The organism is Neorhodopirellula pilleata, assembly GCF_007859915.1.
Classification (GTDB): Bacteria; Planctomycetota; Planctomycetia; order Pirellulales; family Pirellulaceae; genus Rhodopirellula; species Rhodopirellula pilleata.
The window spans coordinates 37,881-54,968 of the sequence record NZ_SJPM01000019.1 but is presented as its reverse complement, the minus strand read 5'-3'; the positions used below and the strand labels follow the sequence as shown (position 1 = coordinate 54,968).

General features: G+C 56.9%; 14 protein-coding genes. 4 read left to right on the top strand and 10 right to left on the bottom strand.

Going from position 1 to position 17,088, the window contains the following annotated elements; translation table 11 throughout:
* Positions 1–41 precede the first annotated feature (41 nt).
* A complete protein-coding gene (locus Pla100_RS26880; RefSeq protein WP_197168269.1) occupies positions 42–695 on the top strand; it encodes a hypothetical protein in 654 nt (217 codons plus the stop codon).
* Between the two features lie 268 nt (positions 696–963).
* On the opposite strand, the gene aroC is transcribed toward Pla100_RS26880, so the two are convergent.
* Both aroC and Pla100_RS26870 read right to left on the bottom strand, forming a co-directional pair.
* On the bottom strand, positions 964–2,193 hold the full coding sequence (aroC, locus tag Pla100_RS26875; protein ID WP_146581884.1) for a chorismate synthase: 1,230 nt from the start codon (positions 2,191–2,193) through the stop codon (positions 964–966).
* Positions 2,181–3,452: an LL-diaminopimelate aminotransferase gene (locus Pla100_RS26870; protein WP_146581882.1), complete on the bottom strand. Its 1,272-nt coding sequence runs from the start codon at positions 3,450–3,452 to the stop codon at positions 2,181–2,183. Before Pla100_RS26870 ends, aroC begins: the two co-directional genes overlap by 13 nt.
* A 120-nt stretch (positions 3,453–3,572) precedes the next feature.
* Between Pla100_RS26870 and Pla100_RS26865 the strand changes: the two genes are divergently transcribed.
* Positions 3,573–4,325, top strand: a complete 753-nt coding sequence (locus Pla100_RS26865) for a two-component system sensor histidine kinase NtrB (RefSeq protein ID WP_146581880.1) — start codon at positions 3,573–3,575, stop codon at positions 4,323–4,325.
* Between the two features lie 170 nt (positions 4,326–4,495).
* Entirely contained in the window at positions 4,496–5,266 is a 771-nt protein-coding gene (locus Pla100_RS26860; RefSeq protein WP_146581878.1) for an SDR family NAD(P)-dependent oxidoreductase, read from the top strand.
* A gap of 27 nt (positions 5,267–5,293) precedes the next feature.
* On the opposite strand, the gene Pla100_RS26855 is transcribed toward Pla100_RS26860, so the two are convergent.
* Complete coding sequence (locus Pla100_RS26855; protein ID WP_231603671.1) at positions 5,294–7,339, bottom strand: adenylate/guanylate cyclase domain-containing protein; 2,046 nt, start codon at positions 7,337–7,339, stop codon at positions 5,294–5,296.
* 158 nt (positions 7,340–7,497) lie between these two features.
* Between Pla100_RS26855 and ligA the strand changes: the two genes are divergently transcribed.
* Entirely contained in the window at positions 7,498–9,636 is a 2,139-nt protein-coding gene (gene ligA, locus Pla100_RS26850) for an NAD-dependent DNA ligase LigA (protein WP_146581874.1), read from the top strand.
* A gap of 24 nt (positions 9,637–9,660) precedes the next feature.
* On the opposite strand, the gene Pla100_RS26845 is transcribed toward ligA, so the two are convergent.
* The 7 genes from Pla100_RS26845 to Pla100_RS26810 form a co-directional block, all read right to left on the bottom strand.
* The gene (locus Pla100_RS26845) at positions 9,661–9,906 is read right to left on the bottom strand and encodes a hypothetical protein (protein WP_146581872.1); all 246 of its coding nucleotides are present in this window, start codon (positions 9,904–9,906) and stop codon (positions 9,661–9,663) included.
* Positions 9,903–10,919 carry an AAA family ATPase gene (locus tag Pla100_RS26840; protein WP_146581870.1) on the bottom strand — a complete coding sequence of 339 codons (1,017 nt, stop codon included), beginning with the start codon at positions 10,917–10,919 and terminating at the stop codon, positions 9,903–9,905. The genes Pla100_RS26845 and Pla100_RS26840 overlap by 4 nt, the downstream gene beginning before the upstream one ends.
* 56 nt (positions 10,920–10,975) lie before the next feature.
* A complete protein-coding gene (locus tag Pla100_RS26835) occupies positions 10,976–11,941 on the bottom strand; it encodes a lipase family protein (protein ID WP_231603670.1) in 966 nt (321 codons plus the stop codon).
* Between the two features lie 931 nt (positions 11,942–12,872).
* The gene (locus Pla100_RS26825) at positions 12,873–14,087 is read right to left on the bottom strand and encodes a RimK family alpha-L-glutamate ligase (RefSeq protein WP_146581868.1); all 1,215 of its coding nucleotides are present in this window, start codon (positions 14,085–14,087) and stop codon (positions 12,873–12,875) included.
* A 165-nt stretch (positions 14,088–14,252) separates the two neighbouring features.
* The gene (locus tag Pla100_RS26820) at positions 14,253–14,756 is read right to left on the bottom strand and encodes an ATP-dependent zinc protease family protein (protein ID WP_146581866.1); all 504 of its coding nucleotides are present in this window, start codon (positions 14,754–14,756) and stop codon (positions 14,253–14,255) included.
* A 30-nt stretch (positions 14,757–14,786) separates the two neighbouring features.
* Positions 14,787–16,208 (bottom strand): dihydrolipoyl dehydrogenase, encoded by a 1,422-nt coding sequence (gene lpdA / locus Pla100_RS26815; protein ID WP_146581864.1) that lies wholly within the window; start codon positions 16,206–16,208, stop codon positions 14,787–14,789.
* 96 nt (positions 16,209–16,304) lie between these two features.
* Complete coding sequence (locus Pla100_RS26810) at positions 16,305–16,967, bottom strand: hypothetical protein (RefSeq protein WP_197168266.1); 663 nt, start codon at positions 16,965–16,967, stop codon at positions 16,305–16,307.
* Between the last annotated feature and the right edge of the window lie 121 nt (positions 16,968–17,088).

Below are 17,088 nucleotides of genomic sequence, written 5' to 3'. Positions count from 1 at the left end.
GGGGGAAGCAATCTTCCGCTGCCTTGGTAGAATTCGCAAGTATGGCCAAAAAAGCAAGCAAAGTCGCCCCGCCGCATCGCGCCGACAGCAACCGATCGTCGGGTTCGGAAAGCTTGAGCCAGACCTTGCCCCCCGCCCGTCGTGTCGCGCACGTTTGGACCGACCAAGAATTGGAATGGCTCGGCCAACTCTCCGATGCCGAGATCGGTCGCCGCATCGGACTGGACACTTCCACGGTCGCCTCCAAACGCATCGCCATGGGGATTGGCGCTCAACGCAAAGGTCGACGGGCGAGGAAGTGGAGCAAGAAGGAACTCTCGCTGCTCGGTAAAATTCCTGACACCCAAATCGCATCGCGGTTCGGCATCCCGCGGCGCAAGGTGATCATCAAACGCCAATCCTTAGGCATCGAATCCCCGGTGACCAAAGCCAACGCGAAACGTTGGACGCCGAGGGTGATCGCGATGTTGGGCAAACTTTCCGATGTCCAGGTCAGCCGCAAGACCGGGATCTCGGTCGCCGCGATCCGCAGTTACCGTTCCCGTCACTCGATTCCGCCGGCCAAACCGACGTTCCGTTGGCAGCCGCACCAAGTCGCCCGTTTGGGCAACGAGCCCGATCAAACCATCGCCGACGACTTGGGGATTGATGTTTCCAAAGTTCGTCGCAAACGACAATCGCTCAAACAAAAATAACCCTCGTTCCCAGGCTCCGGCCTGGGAACCAGTAGGTATGGATCGCTCCCCTGCCAGCTCGTCTGGCAGGAAGCCGAGGTTGGCAAGCTAGACGCAAGCCGCAATTCGCCCCACCCTCCGAGTTTCACTTGTGCTCGCCGCTTGAAGCGGCGAGCACAAGTGAAACTCGGAGGGTGGGGAGGGCGTCGCTGTCTAGCTGGCGAACCTTATTCACCCACGAGACGAGCTCGTGGGGGTCAAAAAGATGTGTAGGATAAAGAGGGCGAGATCAAAACAGTTTGATCGCGTCTCCGGCATGTGCCGACCCTTGGTAAGCCAACAAAGCGTTAAGCAGCTCGATCGCCATTCGCGATTCGAGCGTCACGCCCGCGCGGACTCCGACGCAGGGATCATGGCGACCTTTGGCCAGCTCGAATTCGATCTCCCGCAAATCCTTGGTGACCGATTCTTGAGGCAAGTTGATCGTCGACGTCGGCTTGAAACCGACCCGCGCAACCAATGGGTTCCCCGTCGTGATCCCGCCGAGCAATCCGCCATGCGTGTTGGATCGATAACCGTCGCGCCGGATCGGATCGTTGTTCTCGCTGCCGACCCGCTCGATCACGGCGACGCCCGCTCCGATCTCGCAAGACTGAACCGCGTTGAGCCCGCCGAGTGCCCCCATCAAGCGAACCTTGAGGCTTTGATACAGCGGTTGTCCGAGCAACGGCGGCACATTCACCGCGACAACCTCCACGGCCGCCCCGAGCGAATCACCACGCTTGCGAGTTTCCTTGATCAACTCGCTGGCCTGGTCGGCGAACGCGGCATCGATCGTTGGGATCTCGTTGGCGTCGAGCTTGGTTTGATAATCCGCGATCGTTTCGGCCGAAGGGTTGGATGCCCCGATCGATTCGCTGAGCCGGCTCGTCGCCTTCAGCGTTCCGACTTGGGTGATCGACGAAAGGATCTCAACACCGAACATCTGCTTCAACACGATCCTTGCGACGCTGCCGCCGATCACATCGCTGATCGTGCTGCGGTAGCTCGACCGGCCGCCGCCTCGGATATCGACGAACCCTTTGGATTGATGGTACTTGACTAGATCCGTGTGACCGGGCCGAACTTCGCCGCCGGGGCCGGTGAACTGCGTGTAGTCGCCTGATTTTTTGCTCGTCGAAAGCACGATCGCGGCGATCGGTTCTCCGGTGGTGAAACCGTCTTCGTAACCTTCGGTTTCGAAAGTGGCACCATCGACATCGACCGACAATCGGGAGCCCGTCAATAACAAGTCGACGTCGTCGCGGTACAACCCCGACAGGAACACGACTTTGTCTTTCTCGTTGCGAGGCGTGCCGTGCTTGTTGCCGCCCGGACGGCGGCGATCGAGGTACGGTTGCACTTCGGTCCGTCGGATCCGGTGTCCCGGCGGGCATCCATGAATGATTGTGGTGACGGCCGGGCCGTGGGATTCACCGGCACCGGCGACGGCGTAGTGCGGGCCGCCTAGGATTTCCATTGAAAGCCCACCCCGGCCAAACGCGCGGCCGTCTCCGCCATCAACGCGTCTTCGGCCGCTTCGTCTTCGGCGATGTACGTCACGCTGAATCGCAAGAAAGAACCGGCGTCATCCCAAGGAACCGTCACGATGCCGTTCTGTTCGATCAAGAATCGCGTCGCGTCTTCGGCGGCGGCGAAGGTCTCGCCCGAGGCCGTGTGGGTCGGCGACTTGGTGTACAGGAAATAGGTCCCGCCGGGCATCTCGGCGTCGAAGCCCGCGTCCTTGAGTACCTTGACCAGTTTTTCCATTCGTCGGCGATACTTGGCGCGGATTTGTTCCGGGATCGAATCGTCATCGAGCGCCGCCGCAGCCGCTTTTTGGGTGGCGATGAACTGACCGCTGTCGCTGTTGTCCTTGACGTCCGCGAACGCTTGCACGATCAACGGATGACCGGCAACGAATCCCATTCGCCATCCGATCATGTCGTAACCTTTGCTCATCGAATGCACTTCGACGCCGACGTCGAGAGCCCCCGGCGTTTCCAGAAAACTCGTCGGACGTCCGTCGAACGTTAACATGACGTGCGCCGCGTCGTTGACGACCACGAATTCCTTTTCTTTGGCGAGCTTGACGACCTTTTCAAAAAACTCGGCCGGGGCCGTTCCACCGGTCGGTGAGTTGGGATAGTTCAACACCATCAACTTGGTCCGGCGAAAAATATCGTCGGGGATCGCGTCGAGGTCCGGCAGAAAACGGTTCTCGGCCAACAGCGGCAAGCGGTAAACCTCGCCACCGTAGTAACGCGTGTGGGTGCCGGCGACGGGGTAGCCGGGCACGGTCATCATCGTGATGTCGCCGGGGTTGATAAAACACGCCGGCAACATCGCGTAGGCGGGCTTGCTGCCGATGCAGTGGTTGATCTGAGTCGCCGCGTTCAGCTTCACGCCGAAATGACGGTCCATGAAACGAGCGGCCGCTTCCTTGTACTCGGCGACCCCGTTGTCGGCGTACCCACGATTCTCGATGCGGTTGATTTCCACCTGCATCTTTTCGCGGATGCTCGGGGCGGCCATCGAATCGTTTTCGCCGATGCCGAAGTCCAACAATTTTCGTTCAGGGTGATCGGCGAGCGCCTTGCGTTTGGCCCGCTTGATCTTCTCAAACTTGTAGATCTCGGTGCCTTTGCCATAATTGGCACCACCAATTCGCTCGGCGAACAGGCTTTGGAAATAAGGGTCTTGAGGTTCGGTACGGTTTTCGGCGGTGGCGGTCGACATGGGTGACGAAGGGGTCCGTAATTCGTTGAGTTTTTGTGAAATCCGAGTGATCTGTTTTAACCCGTCGGGGCTGTTTCGTCGAGGTGATGCGATCGGTCGGCAAGACGTTACAATTCCGGCATGAATTCATCCAAACAAGAGCGGGCTCGTCAGGCGGCCGCCCACCAGGCCGAAATGGACGTCGCCCGCAGCCAATACGAAGAACTCGCCGAACTCGCCGGCTCGCTCGCCCACGAGATCAAGAACCCGCTGTCGATCATTCACATGAATATCGATTTGCTCAGTGAGGACTTGGTCGAGATCGACACGCCGGCGAGCCGCCGGTGCCTGCCCCGTGTCGACATGGTCCGCGACCAATGCGAGCGGATGGAAGGATTGCTGCGTGACTTTTTGCGTTATGCACGATTGCGACAAATCGATCTCGTGCCGGGCAGCCTCAACGACCAGGTCTGGCGAGTCCTCGACGCCTATCAAGCCCAAGCCGACGCGCAGAAAGTCGACCTGCAACGCTACCTCGATCCTGACCTGCCGATGATCCGCTTGCATAGCGACTCGTTGCAGTCGGCGCTGATGAACCTCGTTAAGAACGCACTCGAAGCAATGCCCGAAGGCGGCCAGTTATGGGCGCGAACTTACAGCAACCGGGGCGGCGTGCTTTTGGATCTGATCGACAGCGGAACGGGCGTCGACGACAACACCGTGATGCACATGTTCGAGCCGTTCTACAGCACCAAGGACGGCGGCTCGGGTTTAGGCTTGCCGACGGCGAGGAAAATCATCGAAGCCCACGGCGGACGAATCAGCGTTCAAAGCGAAGTCGGACGCGGCACGAAGTTCTCGTTGCAATTCCCCGTGCCACCGCGATTGCAATGATCTCGCACCAACTGGATCGACTTCGCGGACAGCGGCACGGCGAATGCACTCAGTGCTAAGCGAAGGGACAGCCTCCTCGAGTCGCCTGATTTCTTCAGGTCTTTTGGCGAGGATGCGAAACACGCTCATTGCCCTTTTCGATACCGCTTTCACTAACTCACGAGTTCAAGATGCCCACCACGCTCATTACCGGCGCCTCTTCGGGCATCGGGCTGGAACTCGCGAAGCTGTTCGCCGCCGGCGGCGATGATGTCGTGCTGGTGGCTCGCCGTGAGGATGAACTAGAACGCCTCGCCGATGACCTTCGCTCGCAACACAAGATCAAGGCTACGGTTGTCCCGGTCGATTTATCTCAACCCGGTGCCACCGACGATCTTGTTAACGCGCTCGCCGAGCGTGATCTTGTGATTGACCACTTAGTCAACAACGCCGGTTTTGGTGCATTAGGAAAATTTGCCGACCTTTCCGCAGATCGACAAACGAGCATGGTGATGGTCAATATCGTCGCTCTCACTCGGTTGACCCGTTTATTGTTGCCAGGAATGATCGAGCGTGGTCGAGGCGGCGTGCTCAACGTCGGAAGCATCGCCGCGTACCAAGCCGGACCGAACATGTCCGTCTATTATGCGACCAAAGCTTATGTCCTTTCCTTTACCGAAGGTTTGCGGGAAGAACTCGCCGGCACCGGCGTCAATGTCTCGTTGCTAGCTCCGGGACCGACCGAAACAGGTTTTGGCGACGACTCCGGAATGGGAAAATTTGACTTTTTCGCCGCCGCCGCGATGCCTGCCGCAGCGGTCGCCAAAGCAGGGTACGACGGTTACCAGAACAAAGAAGACATTATCATTCCTGGATGGCGAAATCGATTGATGGTGACCGGAGTCGGGTTCTTGCCTCGATTCGCGACTAGAAAACTGGTCGGAAAAATCCAAAAGGTCTGAAGCATCATCCGAGAAGTAAGCGTGCGATCATTTCGTTTTGAATTCCATCACCGGGTTGATCGTTTCGCTACGACTGGTGATCGCATCGACGACGCGGCCGAGCAATACGACACTGGGTGTGTCATCGGGATGTTCGTGGACGAGCGATGCGAGCACTCGAGCCGCTCCCGTTAGATCGGATTGATGGTAAAGGTCGAGAGCCGATTCATACCGCTGAGCCATCGATTGCCACGTCGGATCGTTGCCGGTTTGCAATTGATAAAGGTCAACCGTTTCGGTGATCCCGAGTGGCCGCACGGTCGCCAGACGTCGAGTTTGCAAATGTTCCAAACAATCCGAAGCGGGAGATTCGTTCGCAACGACTGCCTTTAATGCGTCGCGGGTCGCTTCGGTAATGATCGCCGTGATCCCGAATTTCTTGGTAATGTTTTGCACCCGGCTGGCCAAGTTGACGGTATTGCCCAGGGGACCATATTGGAACTTGACCTCCGAACCCGTGTTGCCGACACGTGCGATGCCGGTATGAATTCCGATACCGACGCCGAACTTTTCCGGCGTGATGGCTTTCCATCGTTCACGTAGCGGATCGATTTCTTGCAGCATCTGACAGGCGGCCTCGCACGCCCGGCGGGCATGATCGGGTTGTTCCGCCGGAGCGCCCCACATCGCGACGAGTTCGTCTCCGATGTAGTTGACCAACACTCCATCGGTGCGAACCACGCAACGACTTAGCTTGGTAAACACATCGTTGATCCACTGGATCGTCTTCTCCGGTCCGACCCGTTCGCTGATCGAACTGAATCCGCGAATATCACAAAACAACACGGAAACTTCCGCATCGCGACCGGTCAAGAGATCTTCGTTTTGCAGCAACCGTTGGGTGATCGCCGGCGAGAAAAACTGCGTCATTGAGTTTTGAATCGCTTCGTGACGTTGACGATTCATGCCCGCCGAGACGGCTCCGGCCATGACTTCCAACAACATCGCTTCCAAATCATCAATCGGCGAATCGGCGTGAGCGGATCCGAGGGTGCGGTCGCCGTAGAGCGCACCAACGACTTCCCCGTGATCGTCGAAAATGGGCGCGGCAACAGCACGATCAAGCAACATGATCGAGGAACCGACCGTGTGTTGATAACTCTCCGGTTCGTAGATGATCGTTTGTCGTTCTTTCAAGACCTGTTGTAACAACGTCCGACTGCCCGAAGGCATCGCGGTGTCCTTGTCGGGCATGCCGACCTGGTGTTTAGAAGACGGTCCGCTTGCTGCGGCGGTATCGCCGGAATCACCGTCCCGGTGGCCGAAGTTCGCCGGCGGGACTCGTCGCTGCTCCTTCTCGAGATAACTAGCACGTACCGACCAGTGACCTCCGACGCCCGCACCTCCGCCTTCGTGGATCAACACGTAAGCTCGGTCGAGCTCAATCATCTTGGCAACGCTATGAACGGCCGTTTCAAAAAACTCATCGCTGCCAGCCGACTTCTTCACAACCGCGAGAGCTTGACGAACGAGATCGATCGCGCCTTGGCGACGTTCGGTATTGGAATCACTGGCGAAGGTCCTGGCAAAGCTCGCATGGGGGTTGAGCGGCATCGTGAAATCGCCCCCATCGATCGAACTAGCCAACTCGTCTCGGGTGATCGTTCGGAACGGAGTCGTCGCGGCCACTTCGTTGGTTCGGGACGGGTCTCCGCCGGCACCCGATCGAGACGTCATGACCACATTGATCTCGACGACAAAGTCCTCCGGTAATGCGATGATCAGTTGATTCTCAAACGCAACTCGTTCACCCGGCATCACCGGGTCAGATCGATGCGACACACGGAAGGCGGATTGCGAGTGCAAGTTCACGCATACCAACTCGCCCGATTGCGAAGCTTCGATCCGCAATGCGTGCCGAGGCAAGCTCAGCACCGTGATCTCGGCGATCGCGATGCGAAACTGATTTCCGTGGTCCTGCACGGTGCACAAAACCGAGACGTCTTCCCCACGCGACTGTCGCCCGATTTCCAACGGCAAGCCACTTTCGCCGATGTGGAATTCCTTGTGTCCCCGCTTTAAGGTCACTTTCACTCTGATCGGCGAGGCGGGCGTTCTTGGCGTAGTCGTCGACATCAACGGCGGTCTGAATTTTGAAATGGTGGTGCAATAGAATCCGAGGCATGTCCGCATTGTAGCCAACTTTGATAAGATGCCTCGCTCCCTCAAGACATCTTCTTGGAATTGTGATCATGTCGTCCTCCAGCCCACGCCCCAATACCGAATCAAACGGCAAAACCGAGTCGGACCCACAGCAACGGATCGCCGAGTTAAGTGAGTCGATCCGCCATCACGATCGCCTGTACTACCAACTTGCCCAACCCGAAATCTCGGACCTTGAGTACGACCGATTGATGGAGGAATTAGCGAGTTTGGAACGAGCCCATCCCGAACATGTTCAGCCGGACTCGCCGACGTTGCGGGTCGGCGGCGACGTGGTCGATCATCTCGTCCAGGTTCCTCATCAAGTGCCGATGCTTTCGATCGACAACACCTACAGCCGTGATGAACTGAAGGCCGCGATGTTGCGAATCGAAAAAGCCCTTCAGGCCGAAGCGAATGACGACGACCAACCGGTTGCGTGGGTGATGGAATACAAGATCGACGGAGTGGCCGGGTCGATTCGATACGAAGACGGGGTTTTGACACTCGGCTTGACGCGGGGTAACGGCGTCGTCGGCGATGATATCACGCACAACGTCCGCACGATCCGCGATCTTCCATTGAAGCTCAATACCGACAACCCGCCCAAAGTGGTCGAACTTCGCGGCGAAATCTACATGACCGGTGCGGATCTCGCGGACCTCAACGTTCGCCAAGCCGAAGCCGGACTGGAACCTTACAAGAACACACGCAACGTTACCGCCGGAACGATCCGGTTGCTCGATCCGAAGATCGCAAGCGAACGAAAGTTACGATTCTTTTGTCACGGCAGTGGCCAACTCGACGGCATCGACGTGACCGACCACATGACGTTTCTCAAGTGGGTCGAGTCGATGGGCATTCCCGCCACGCCCGATGCGGTGCGATTGGCATCCACCGAACAAGCGCTCGCGGCGGTTGCGGAACTGGAAACCGAAATGTCGGAGTTGCCTTTCGAGATCGATGGCATCGTTTTCAAAGTCGATTCGTTCGCCCAACGCGAGAAACTCGGTGTGCGCAGCAAGAGCCCTCGATGGGTGATCGCGTATAAGTTTGAACGCTACGAGGCGACGACGCGACTCGAAGCGATCGAAGTCCAAGTCGGCAAGGCCGGCACGATCACCCCGGTCGCGTACCTGACCCCCGTCGATATCGCCGACACGACCGTCTCGCGTGCCTCACTCCATAATGCCGACGAGATCGAACGCTTGGACGTCCGTGTGGGTGACCTCGTGGTCGTCGAAAAGGCGGGCAAGATCATTCCCAAGGTGGTGCGAGTCGAGAAGCACGCACGCACCGGCGACCTGCCGCGATTTGAATTCCCGACCCGATGCCCCGAATGCGACGGGCCGCTCAAACAGGACGACGGCGGCGTTTATATCCGCTGCATCAATCCGCAGTGCCCCGCCCAACTCCGCCAACGTTTGATTTACTTCGGAAGCCGCACGGGGATGGACATCGACGGATTGGGCGAAGAGGTCGTCGATCTGTTGTTGGGAAAAAAACTCGTTGCATCGTACGCCGATCTTTATCGGCTCGACGCCGAGACGCTCGCCGGTTTGACTTGGCCGAGGCAACGCAAAGGCAAAGGCGATGAGATGATCGACGTCCAGTTCGGACAAAAGAACGCGGAGAACTTGATCCAAGGCATCGAGGCAAGCCGTACTCGAGGTCTCGCCCGAGTCTTGTCGTCGATCAGTATCCGCCACGTCGGACCACGGGTTGCCAAACTGATCACCGCGAAGTTTTGGAATTTGGAACTGCTCCGGCAAGCGACCACCGACCAAATCGCGTCCATCCACGAGATCGGCGAACGCATCGCCGAAAGCCTTGTGGGATTCCTCGCCAGTGATGTCGGGGCCGCGATCGTGACGGACCTGGAAGCCATCGGCGTCGTGATGTCCGAACCCGAACCGGTGGAAGTCGACGTCGACCCGAGTGAATTGCCGCTCGCGGGCAAGAACGTCGTCGCGACCGGAACGCTGGAACATTACACCCGCGACGAGATTAAAGAACGCATCGAAGCCCTCGGTGGGCGGGCCGCCGGCAGCGTGAGCAAGAAGACCGACTTCGTCATCGCCGGCGAAAAAGCCGGCAGCAAACTAGCCAAAGCCGAAGCGTTGGGGGTCGAGGTACTCAGCGAAGCCGAGTTCCGAGCCCGATACGAAACAACCGATAGTGCCGAGTGATTGCTCGCAAGTTAATCCCCCAACTCAAGCAACCAAACCTAAACCTAAACCTAAACCTAAACCTAAACCTAAACCTAAACCTAAACCTAAACTTAAACTTAAACTTAAACTTAAACTTAAACTTAAACTCAAACTCAAACTCAAACTCAAACTCAAACTCAAACTCAAACTTAAACTTAAACTCTCTTCTCGGCCGGCAACGGCCGAATCCGGCTGTTGTTTAAGTTGAGGTTTAAGTTGAGGTTTAAGTTTAAGTTTAAATTGGTTCAATCCAAATCGTCGTCGTCATCGTCCCGATCGGGATGCAACGGATCGTCGGCGTCGAAGAACAAATCGGCCAAGCCGAGTGGTACCGAATCGCCACCCAACGTGCGACGTCGACGCTCGGCGAGGGATTCCAGATCAACAGCATCTTCGCCCAAACATTTTTCCAGGGCTTCCTGCCAAGCGTCTTCGTGTGCCACCGGATGGTCTTTGTCTTGTGCCATTCGCTTGATCGCGAACCTCAACAAGTTGATTCCGTCACGCGGAGAAAAATCCAACTTCAATTCGTGCGAATGTTGCAAGAACTCCACCGTCAACGCCAACATCTCCGGTTCAGCGAACGGTAAATGATATTGCAGGATCGCCATCTCGTCCTGCTTGTTCGGAAATCCGACCTGCAATGTCGGTTGCAACCGGCTGAGGATGTAATCGGGGATCTCGAACGTCGATTCGTCTTGGTTCATCGTCACCGCGGCGCGAAAATCCGGTGATGCGGGAATTGTGATCCCGGCCACGATCGATTCGACATAACGACGATTGTCGAAAAGCGGCGCGAGCGACGCCCAAGACTTCTCGTTCATCCGGTTGCCTTCGTCGAGCACACACACCCCGCCTCGGATCATCGCGCTAACCAACGGCGAAGCGTGATAGGCGATCTCGCCGCCGCGGCTGAGTACCGGCGTGATCAACAGGTCTTCGGGACGCGTGTCGGCGGTGCACTGGTAAATGTACAGCGGCACGCCCTGTTGCTTGGCCGCCGCGATCGCGAGTTGCGTTTTGCCCACACCCGGTGAGCCGAGCAAGCGAGGCGTCAGCGGCAGGTCCGTCTCGTCCACCGTGATCCAACACGCCAGCAACTGTTTCAAGATTTCCGCTTGACCGATCCAGTCGCCCGGGGCCTGGTAAGCATGGGCCAATTTCAACTCCACGCCTTCGATCACCACGGCCGAGTCATTCGCCGGGACTGAATCTTGTGAGTCCGAAGGGGTTGGGCGTGAGGATGATTTGCGGGAACTCATTCGGACTCCGAAGCTGGGGATCGTCGATCAAGAAGATGTGATGGGATCGACATCAATCAATTCACCAATTCTGTCGCATCGACGGCTTCCCCGCCACGCCCCAGAGCTTCCTGTTCCTCCCGAGCCGCTCGCAAGATCGGCTTGATGTACTGATGAAGCGGGTGATCGGAGAAATGATCGATCCGAAATCGCCGCAACGATTTCAAGAATCCTCGCCACCGATCACGCCGTTTCATGATGTAGTTGATCGGCCCCATGTTCCCGTTGCGGTCCAAATACACTTCACGCCCCGCATGTCGATAGCCCATCCAAGCGGGTGGGACTCGCGTCACGATGTCGTTGTTGTTCACGAAACGATAATGATCCAACTTGACGAAATTAATGTATCGCCGGTCGCCGACACGCGGGCTGCCGTAAGTGAACAACGCGCTCGGATTGCTTTTGATGTGCGACAAAAAACATCGACCGGCGCAAATTGTGGCCATTGCCCCCCCGAGTGAATGACCGCAAAACCACACCGGTTGCCGACACTCGATCAATGCCGTTTCGAGCATCGGCCAAAGGTCATCGACCTCTCGCTTGAATCCACGATGAACTTTGCCAGCGGTTTCGGCCAACACCGCCGCCACGTTGGCGTCGGCTTGAATGTCGTTCCATTCGTTCGGCTCGGTACCACGACACGCGATGACCGAGTCGAATTCATTTCGAAATCGATAGGCCTGTGATCCGTCATGGTCAAAGAATGTGACATCCGGAAAACCGACCAACTTGGCCGCTTCGGTCGCTTCACGCTCGTCGTTGTAAGCGACCATGGCCAACTCGGCAAACAACAACGCCTTTTGAAGGAACGTCATGTTCATGATTGGTCCGGTCACTTCGCTGTAAACGACGACCGGCTTTTCGTTCTTGTCGTGAACGACCCCCGTCGCTTCGCGATACGAACCGACCGAACTTCGCGGCGGCTGCTCATCGGTTGCCTGTGTAGGATTAGCAGGCGTGTTCGACGTTTGAGAATCCATCATGGCAAGTCAATCTCCAACAGCAATGTTCGTTGCACCCCAGGCATCACGAGGATTGTCGCATGATCAATCGAGGATGCCAAGGATCGGTCGTTGGTCTCCATCAGTGCCCGAACGATCATTTTCTCGACGAATCGACCATCCATTCGAAACTGCCCGTTTTCGGATCGTCTCTAGCGCTTCGTCAAAATTTAATTTCAGCGTTAGCCGAACGCGTTAGCGGGCTGTTGTTGTAATCGTAACCCGCTGCGTAAGCTCGTCGTACCACACAAGTCCGTAGATTGATGCCGTTGCGTTTGAAACCTTGATTGGTTTTCGAGATGGACAGTTTTGTGGTCCGATTCAAGTTGCCCAGCGGAGCAAGGCAGAAGAACCCCTCCCTTTGGGAGGGGTTCATGGGAATCGTGGTACTCGTCAATCACCTAGAGAACCAGAGCACTGGGTGAACCATCATTCGCGTGCCGAACTGAATGTCCTGCCCACAGTTTTGTCGTCCTCACAAGACACGACAGATGTGTGGTACAGTGAGTTGCGTAAGCGAGGGATGATTGATATTGACTCATCCCTCGCTCACGCTTCGGGTTACGATGCAAACTAAATCAACACGCCGCTAGCGGGCTGTCGATTTAATTAGCCGTACCGCGTTAGCGGCGGTTCCCGCGACCGTTAACCGGGGCTAACGCCCGTCGGCTAATTGTTGTCACTCGGTATACGATTAAACCGACAGCCCGCTAGCGTCGGTGTCGAGCAATGCCCGCGGCTAGCGGCGTGTTGATTTAATCGTAACCCGAAGCGTGAGCGAGGGATTCATCACCATTAAGTCCTTTGTATGTATCCCTCGCTCACGCTTCGGGTTTCGATGAGGACTAAATCAACAGCCCGCTACCGCCGTCGGCTCACCTCACTAACCCTAATTTTTAATTTTTACGAAGCACTAAGTTGCGGAGATTTCTCGTTGAATCAGTTGGGCCGAGGCGGGCAATGATTTCACCTTGGGGCTGCGCCGTTTGCGGACCTTTTCGGGCACCATGCTTCGCATCGCTTCGAGTTTGCCGAAGCACAACAGTCGATCATTCGGCTCTAGGGTACGTTTGAGCCGCGGGTTGGGAATTACGGTCGTTCCGCGATACAGCGTCAAGACGTTGATGTCCTGTTCAGGCAATCCGGACTCGTCGATCGTTTTGCCGACAAAATCCGAGCCATCGCGGATGTGGATCTCGGTCACGCCGTAACCACGACTGACCGTTAAACGCTGACGCACGTCGATTTCGGGAAAATCGACTTGAGCGGACATGTAATCGATGATCGCGCCGGCGATATCAAGTTTGGTGCAGGTTTCGATGCCCTCGAGACCCGGTGACGAGTTGACTTCCATGACCTGCGGCCCATCATGTCCTTCGAGCATGTCCACGCCGGCGACGCGTAATCCCATGATCTGAGCAGCCCGGACGGCGGTTTCAGCATACGACTCGTCCAACAACACGGATTCGGTCACGCCGCCGCGATGGATGTTGCTGCGGAACTCGGTTCCCTGGGCCACCCGCCGCATGGCGGCGACGACTCGGTCGCCAATGACGAAGGCTCGAATGTCACGGCCTTTGCTTTCGGAAACGAAACGCTGCACCAAGACGTTTTGCTTGGTGCTGTGCAGCGTTTCAATGATGGCTTCGGCTACCTTGACGGACTCGGCCAAGATCACACCCACCCCTTGAGTTCCCTCGAGCAACTTGATGATCACGGGGGCGCCGCCGACGCGTTCGATCGCCGGCAGGATATCTTTACGATCGCGGACAAAAGTCGTTTGCGGGATCCCGATTTGGTGTCGGCTGAGAATCTGCAGGCTGCGGAGTTTGTCGCGAGAATTGCTGATCCCGGCTGACGAATTCGCGCAGAATACGTCCATTTGTTCGAATTGCCGAACGACGGCGGTCCCGAAGTACGTGATCGAAGCCCCAATCCGCGGCAAAATCGCGTCGTAGTCGCTGATGTGTTTGCTGCGATAGTACAAATCCGGCTCGCCTTGTTCCAAGTCGATGGCGAATTTCAACGTATTGAGGATTTTGACTTCGACACCGCGTTGCTCAGCGGCTTCCAACAAACGCCGGGACGAGTAGCATCGCGGGCTGCAGGAGAGGATGGCAAGTTTCATGGGAAGTCGATTCGATTAAGTGTTTTAGAGAAAAGCCAGTGGTATGTTACGACTAAATCTTCGGATTGAGGCCGTAGCGAAAGTCGCTAAGACTTTCGGTGATTGACGAGTACTTCCGAAACTCTTCGCGAGTTTCACTACTCCTAATTCAGATGCAAAAAAACACTAGCGGTGTTTTCGACGCCGACGACCGGCCAGAAACGAGCCACCTGAATCGACCAGGAATCGAGTCCGGATCGCTTCTCGACCGACCAGCATTCGAAAGCCCATCGCGTCGCGATTGGCGAGTGTTAAATCGACCTGCATGCGTTGGTTCAGCAAGAACAGTTCCGTTCGGATCACAATTCGCTCGCTGACTTCGCCGTTACTGCTTTTGACATGCCGTCGTTCCAAAATCGGCACGTCGGCGTTGACAAAAATATCGTCGCGTTCTTGGGCGGGGTGGATGGAAAATTTGACCCGTTCGATGCCGTCGAGCGTGTAGGTTTCGACGTCAAAGGCATGCAGGGAACTCGACCGGGCCCCGGTGTCGATTTTAGCTTTGATCCGGCGAACGTTCAGCCCCGGAAGACTGACCCATTCTCGCCACCCGATGACTTTCATCGGGGCCGGCGTGATCGCATCGCCGCCGGGGGAATCCTGAGGCTTTTTTTGATCATGTGCGGTCATGAGATCATTGGGTTCACGAGATCGATTGGTTCAGGCGGTGTGGATGGCGCGGTCGTCGACGTCCATGGCGGCTTCGTGTACCGCTTCGGCCAACGTCGGGTGAGCGTGGCAGGTGCGTGCGATGTCTTCGCTGCTCGCTCCGAATTCCATCGCCGAAGCGGCCTCGGCAATTAAATCTCCCGCCCGAGGTCCGATGATGTGAACGCCCAGCACGCGATCGGTTTCGGCGTCGGCAAGGATCTTGACGCGTCCGTCGGTATCCCCGAGCGTGCGGGCCCGTCCGTTGGCACCCAACGGGCAGACTCCCTTCTTGTACTCGATGCCGGCTTCCTTTAGCTGCTCTTCGGTGCGTCCGACCATGGCAATTTCAGGATAGGTATAAACGATCGCTGGGATGACGTCGTAATTCATTTCGCTGGCGATGCCCGCCATCCGCTCGACGCAAACGATGCCTTCTTCCATCGCTTTGTGAGCCAACATGGCACCGCCGATGCAATCGCCGATCGCGTACACGCCGGGCACCGAAGTTTGAAACTCTTCATTGACTTCGATGAACCCGCGGCGGTCGGTTTGGATTCCGGCAGCGGCCAGTCCCAGATCATCGGTCGCGGGCGCTCGGCCGGTCGCCAAGAGCACCCGATCACAATAAATCGTTTCCCCGTCGACGACTTCGACCGTGCAGGGCTTGACTTGGCTCTCATCGACCCGCGCCGACGAGACCATCGCGTTGGTGTGAAACTCGATGCCTTGTTTCTTAAATGCCCGGTGGGCCAAATTGGCCATTTCGTTGTCGAGTCCCGGCAGGACGCGATCGAATGCTTCCAAAACGACCACATGGCTGCCCAATCGGTTCCAAACGCTGCCCAATTCCAAACCGATATATCCGCCGCCGATCACGACGAGTTTCTCAGGCACCTCAGGGAACGACAGGGCCGTAGTGCTGTTGCCGATTCGATCGCCGTCTTCTTCGACCGACGGCAAGCGGGCCGGAACACTGCCCGGGCACAGCAGAATTTGATCAGCGGTGACGATCGTCGGTTGATCCGCGTCGGCACCGCCGCACGGAGTGATTTCGATCGATTCGACGTCCCGAAGTTTGCCCCGACCGCGATACGCGGTGACACCGCGTTTGTTGAACAATAAATCGATGCCGCCGGTCAGCGTGTCGACGATTTTGTCCTTGCGAGCCATCATCGCATCGAGGTCGACTTCGATCCCGTTGATCTTCAAACCATGATCGGCGAAACGATGCCGGGCTTCTTCGTAGAGATGACTCGATTCCAATAACGCTTTGCTTGGGATGCATCCGACCCGTAAGCAGGTGCCGCCGAATCGCGGGTTTTCGTCAATACAGGCAACATTGATGCCCAACTGGGCCGCTCGGATCGCCGCGACGTAGCCGGCAGGGCCGCCGCCAAGAATGACAAGTTCGTGATGAGCCGTTTTGGTCATGCCGGTGATGGGGGTCGAAAGACAATCGGTGGGTTTGGTAAGTGACCCCGATTGTCTCTTGACGGACCGGACTTGTCGACTCCACTGGTTAGCCAGCTATTGGCTGGCGATCGCCCCGTCCAACGCGACCGTATCGGCAAAATCGTAGGCATGAAAGCAACGTGAGATTCGCCGAGCGAGCATTTCCAGGTATAACTTACGAAATTTCGGTTCAGTCGTTTCGCTGGTATATTGTCCCGCGTTGACCGGATAGGTGAACTCGTCGATTTCTTTCTCGAACAGCGTTTTTTCGGTTTTCATGTCGTACAACGTGATGCGAACGTTCGCACGCCCGCGATACAATGTTGCCCCGTCACGCAGTCGCATGTTGGTCAGTTCGATCACCAATAACTTTTCCGCGTCGATGCCCTTGCCCAATTCCATGTAGTCGACGTTGTCCCATCCGTGGGTGTCTCGCCACTGCTGGACCGCATCTTCGCGAACGAGCTCGAGGCCTTTGACCTCCTGGGAAAGGATCCCCCCGAGTTTGCGGGTCAGCAGCCGGGCGGCGATGTCGTCGGAATATTGACTTTGGTCCGTCATCACGACAATCGCCAGTTCGCTGTTTTTCAAATCCTCGCACTCCGGCGGGATCTGGTCGGCTCCCACGGCGTGCATGAAATTACTCATCAGACCCAAACACCCCGTCTGAGTCAAAAGCAGGCAAACGCCAGCGAGAATGCCGATACTCAAGAAGGCGGTGCGTGTGGGGGTCTTCATGGCGATACCATCTTCGGTTGCAATGGCGGCAGACGTGTCGGTGCGAAATCAAACGATTTCCCATGTGGTACGCATTTTTTGACGCTCGTTTCCAGACCAATTGCATTCTCATCGGTAAGGA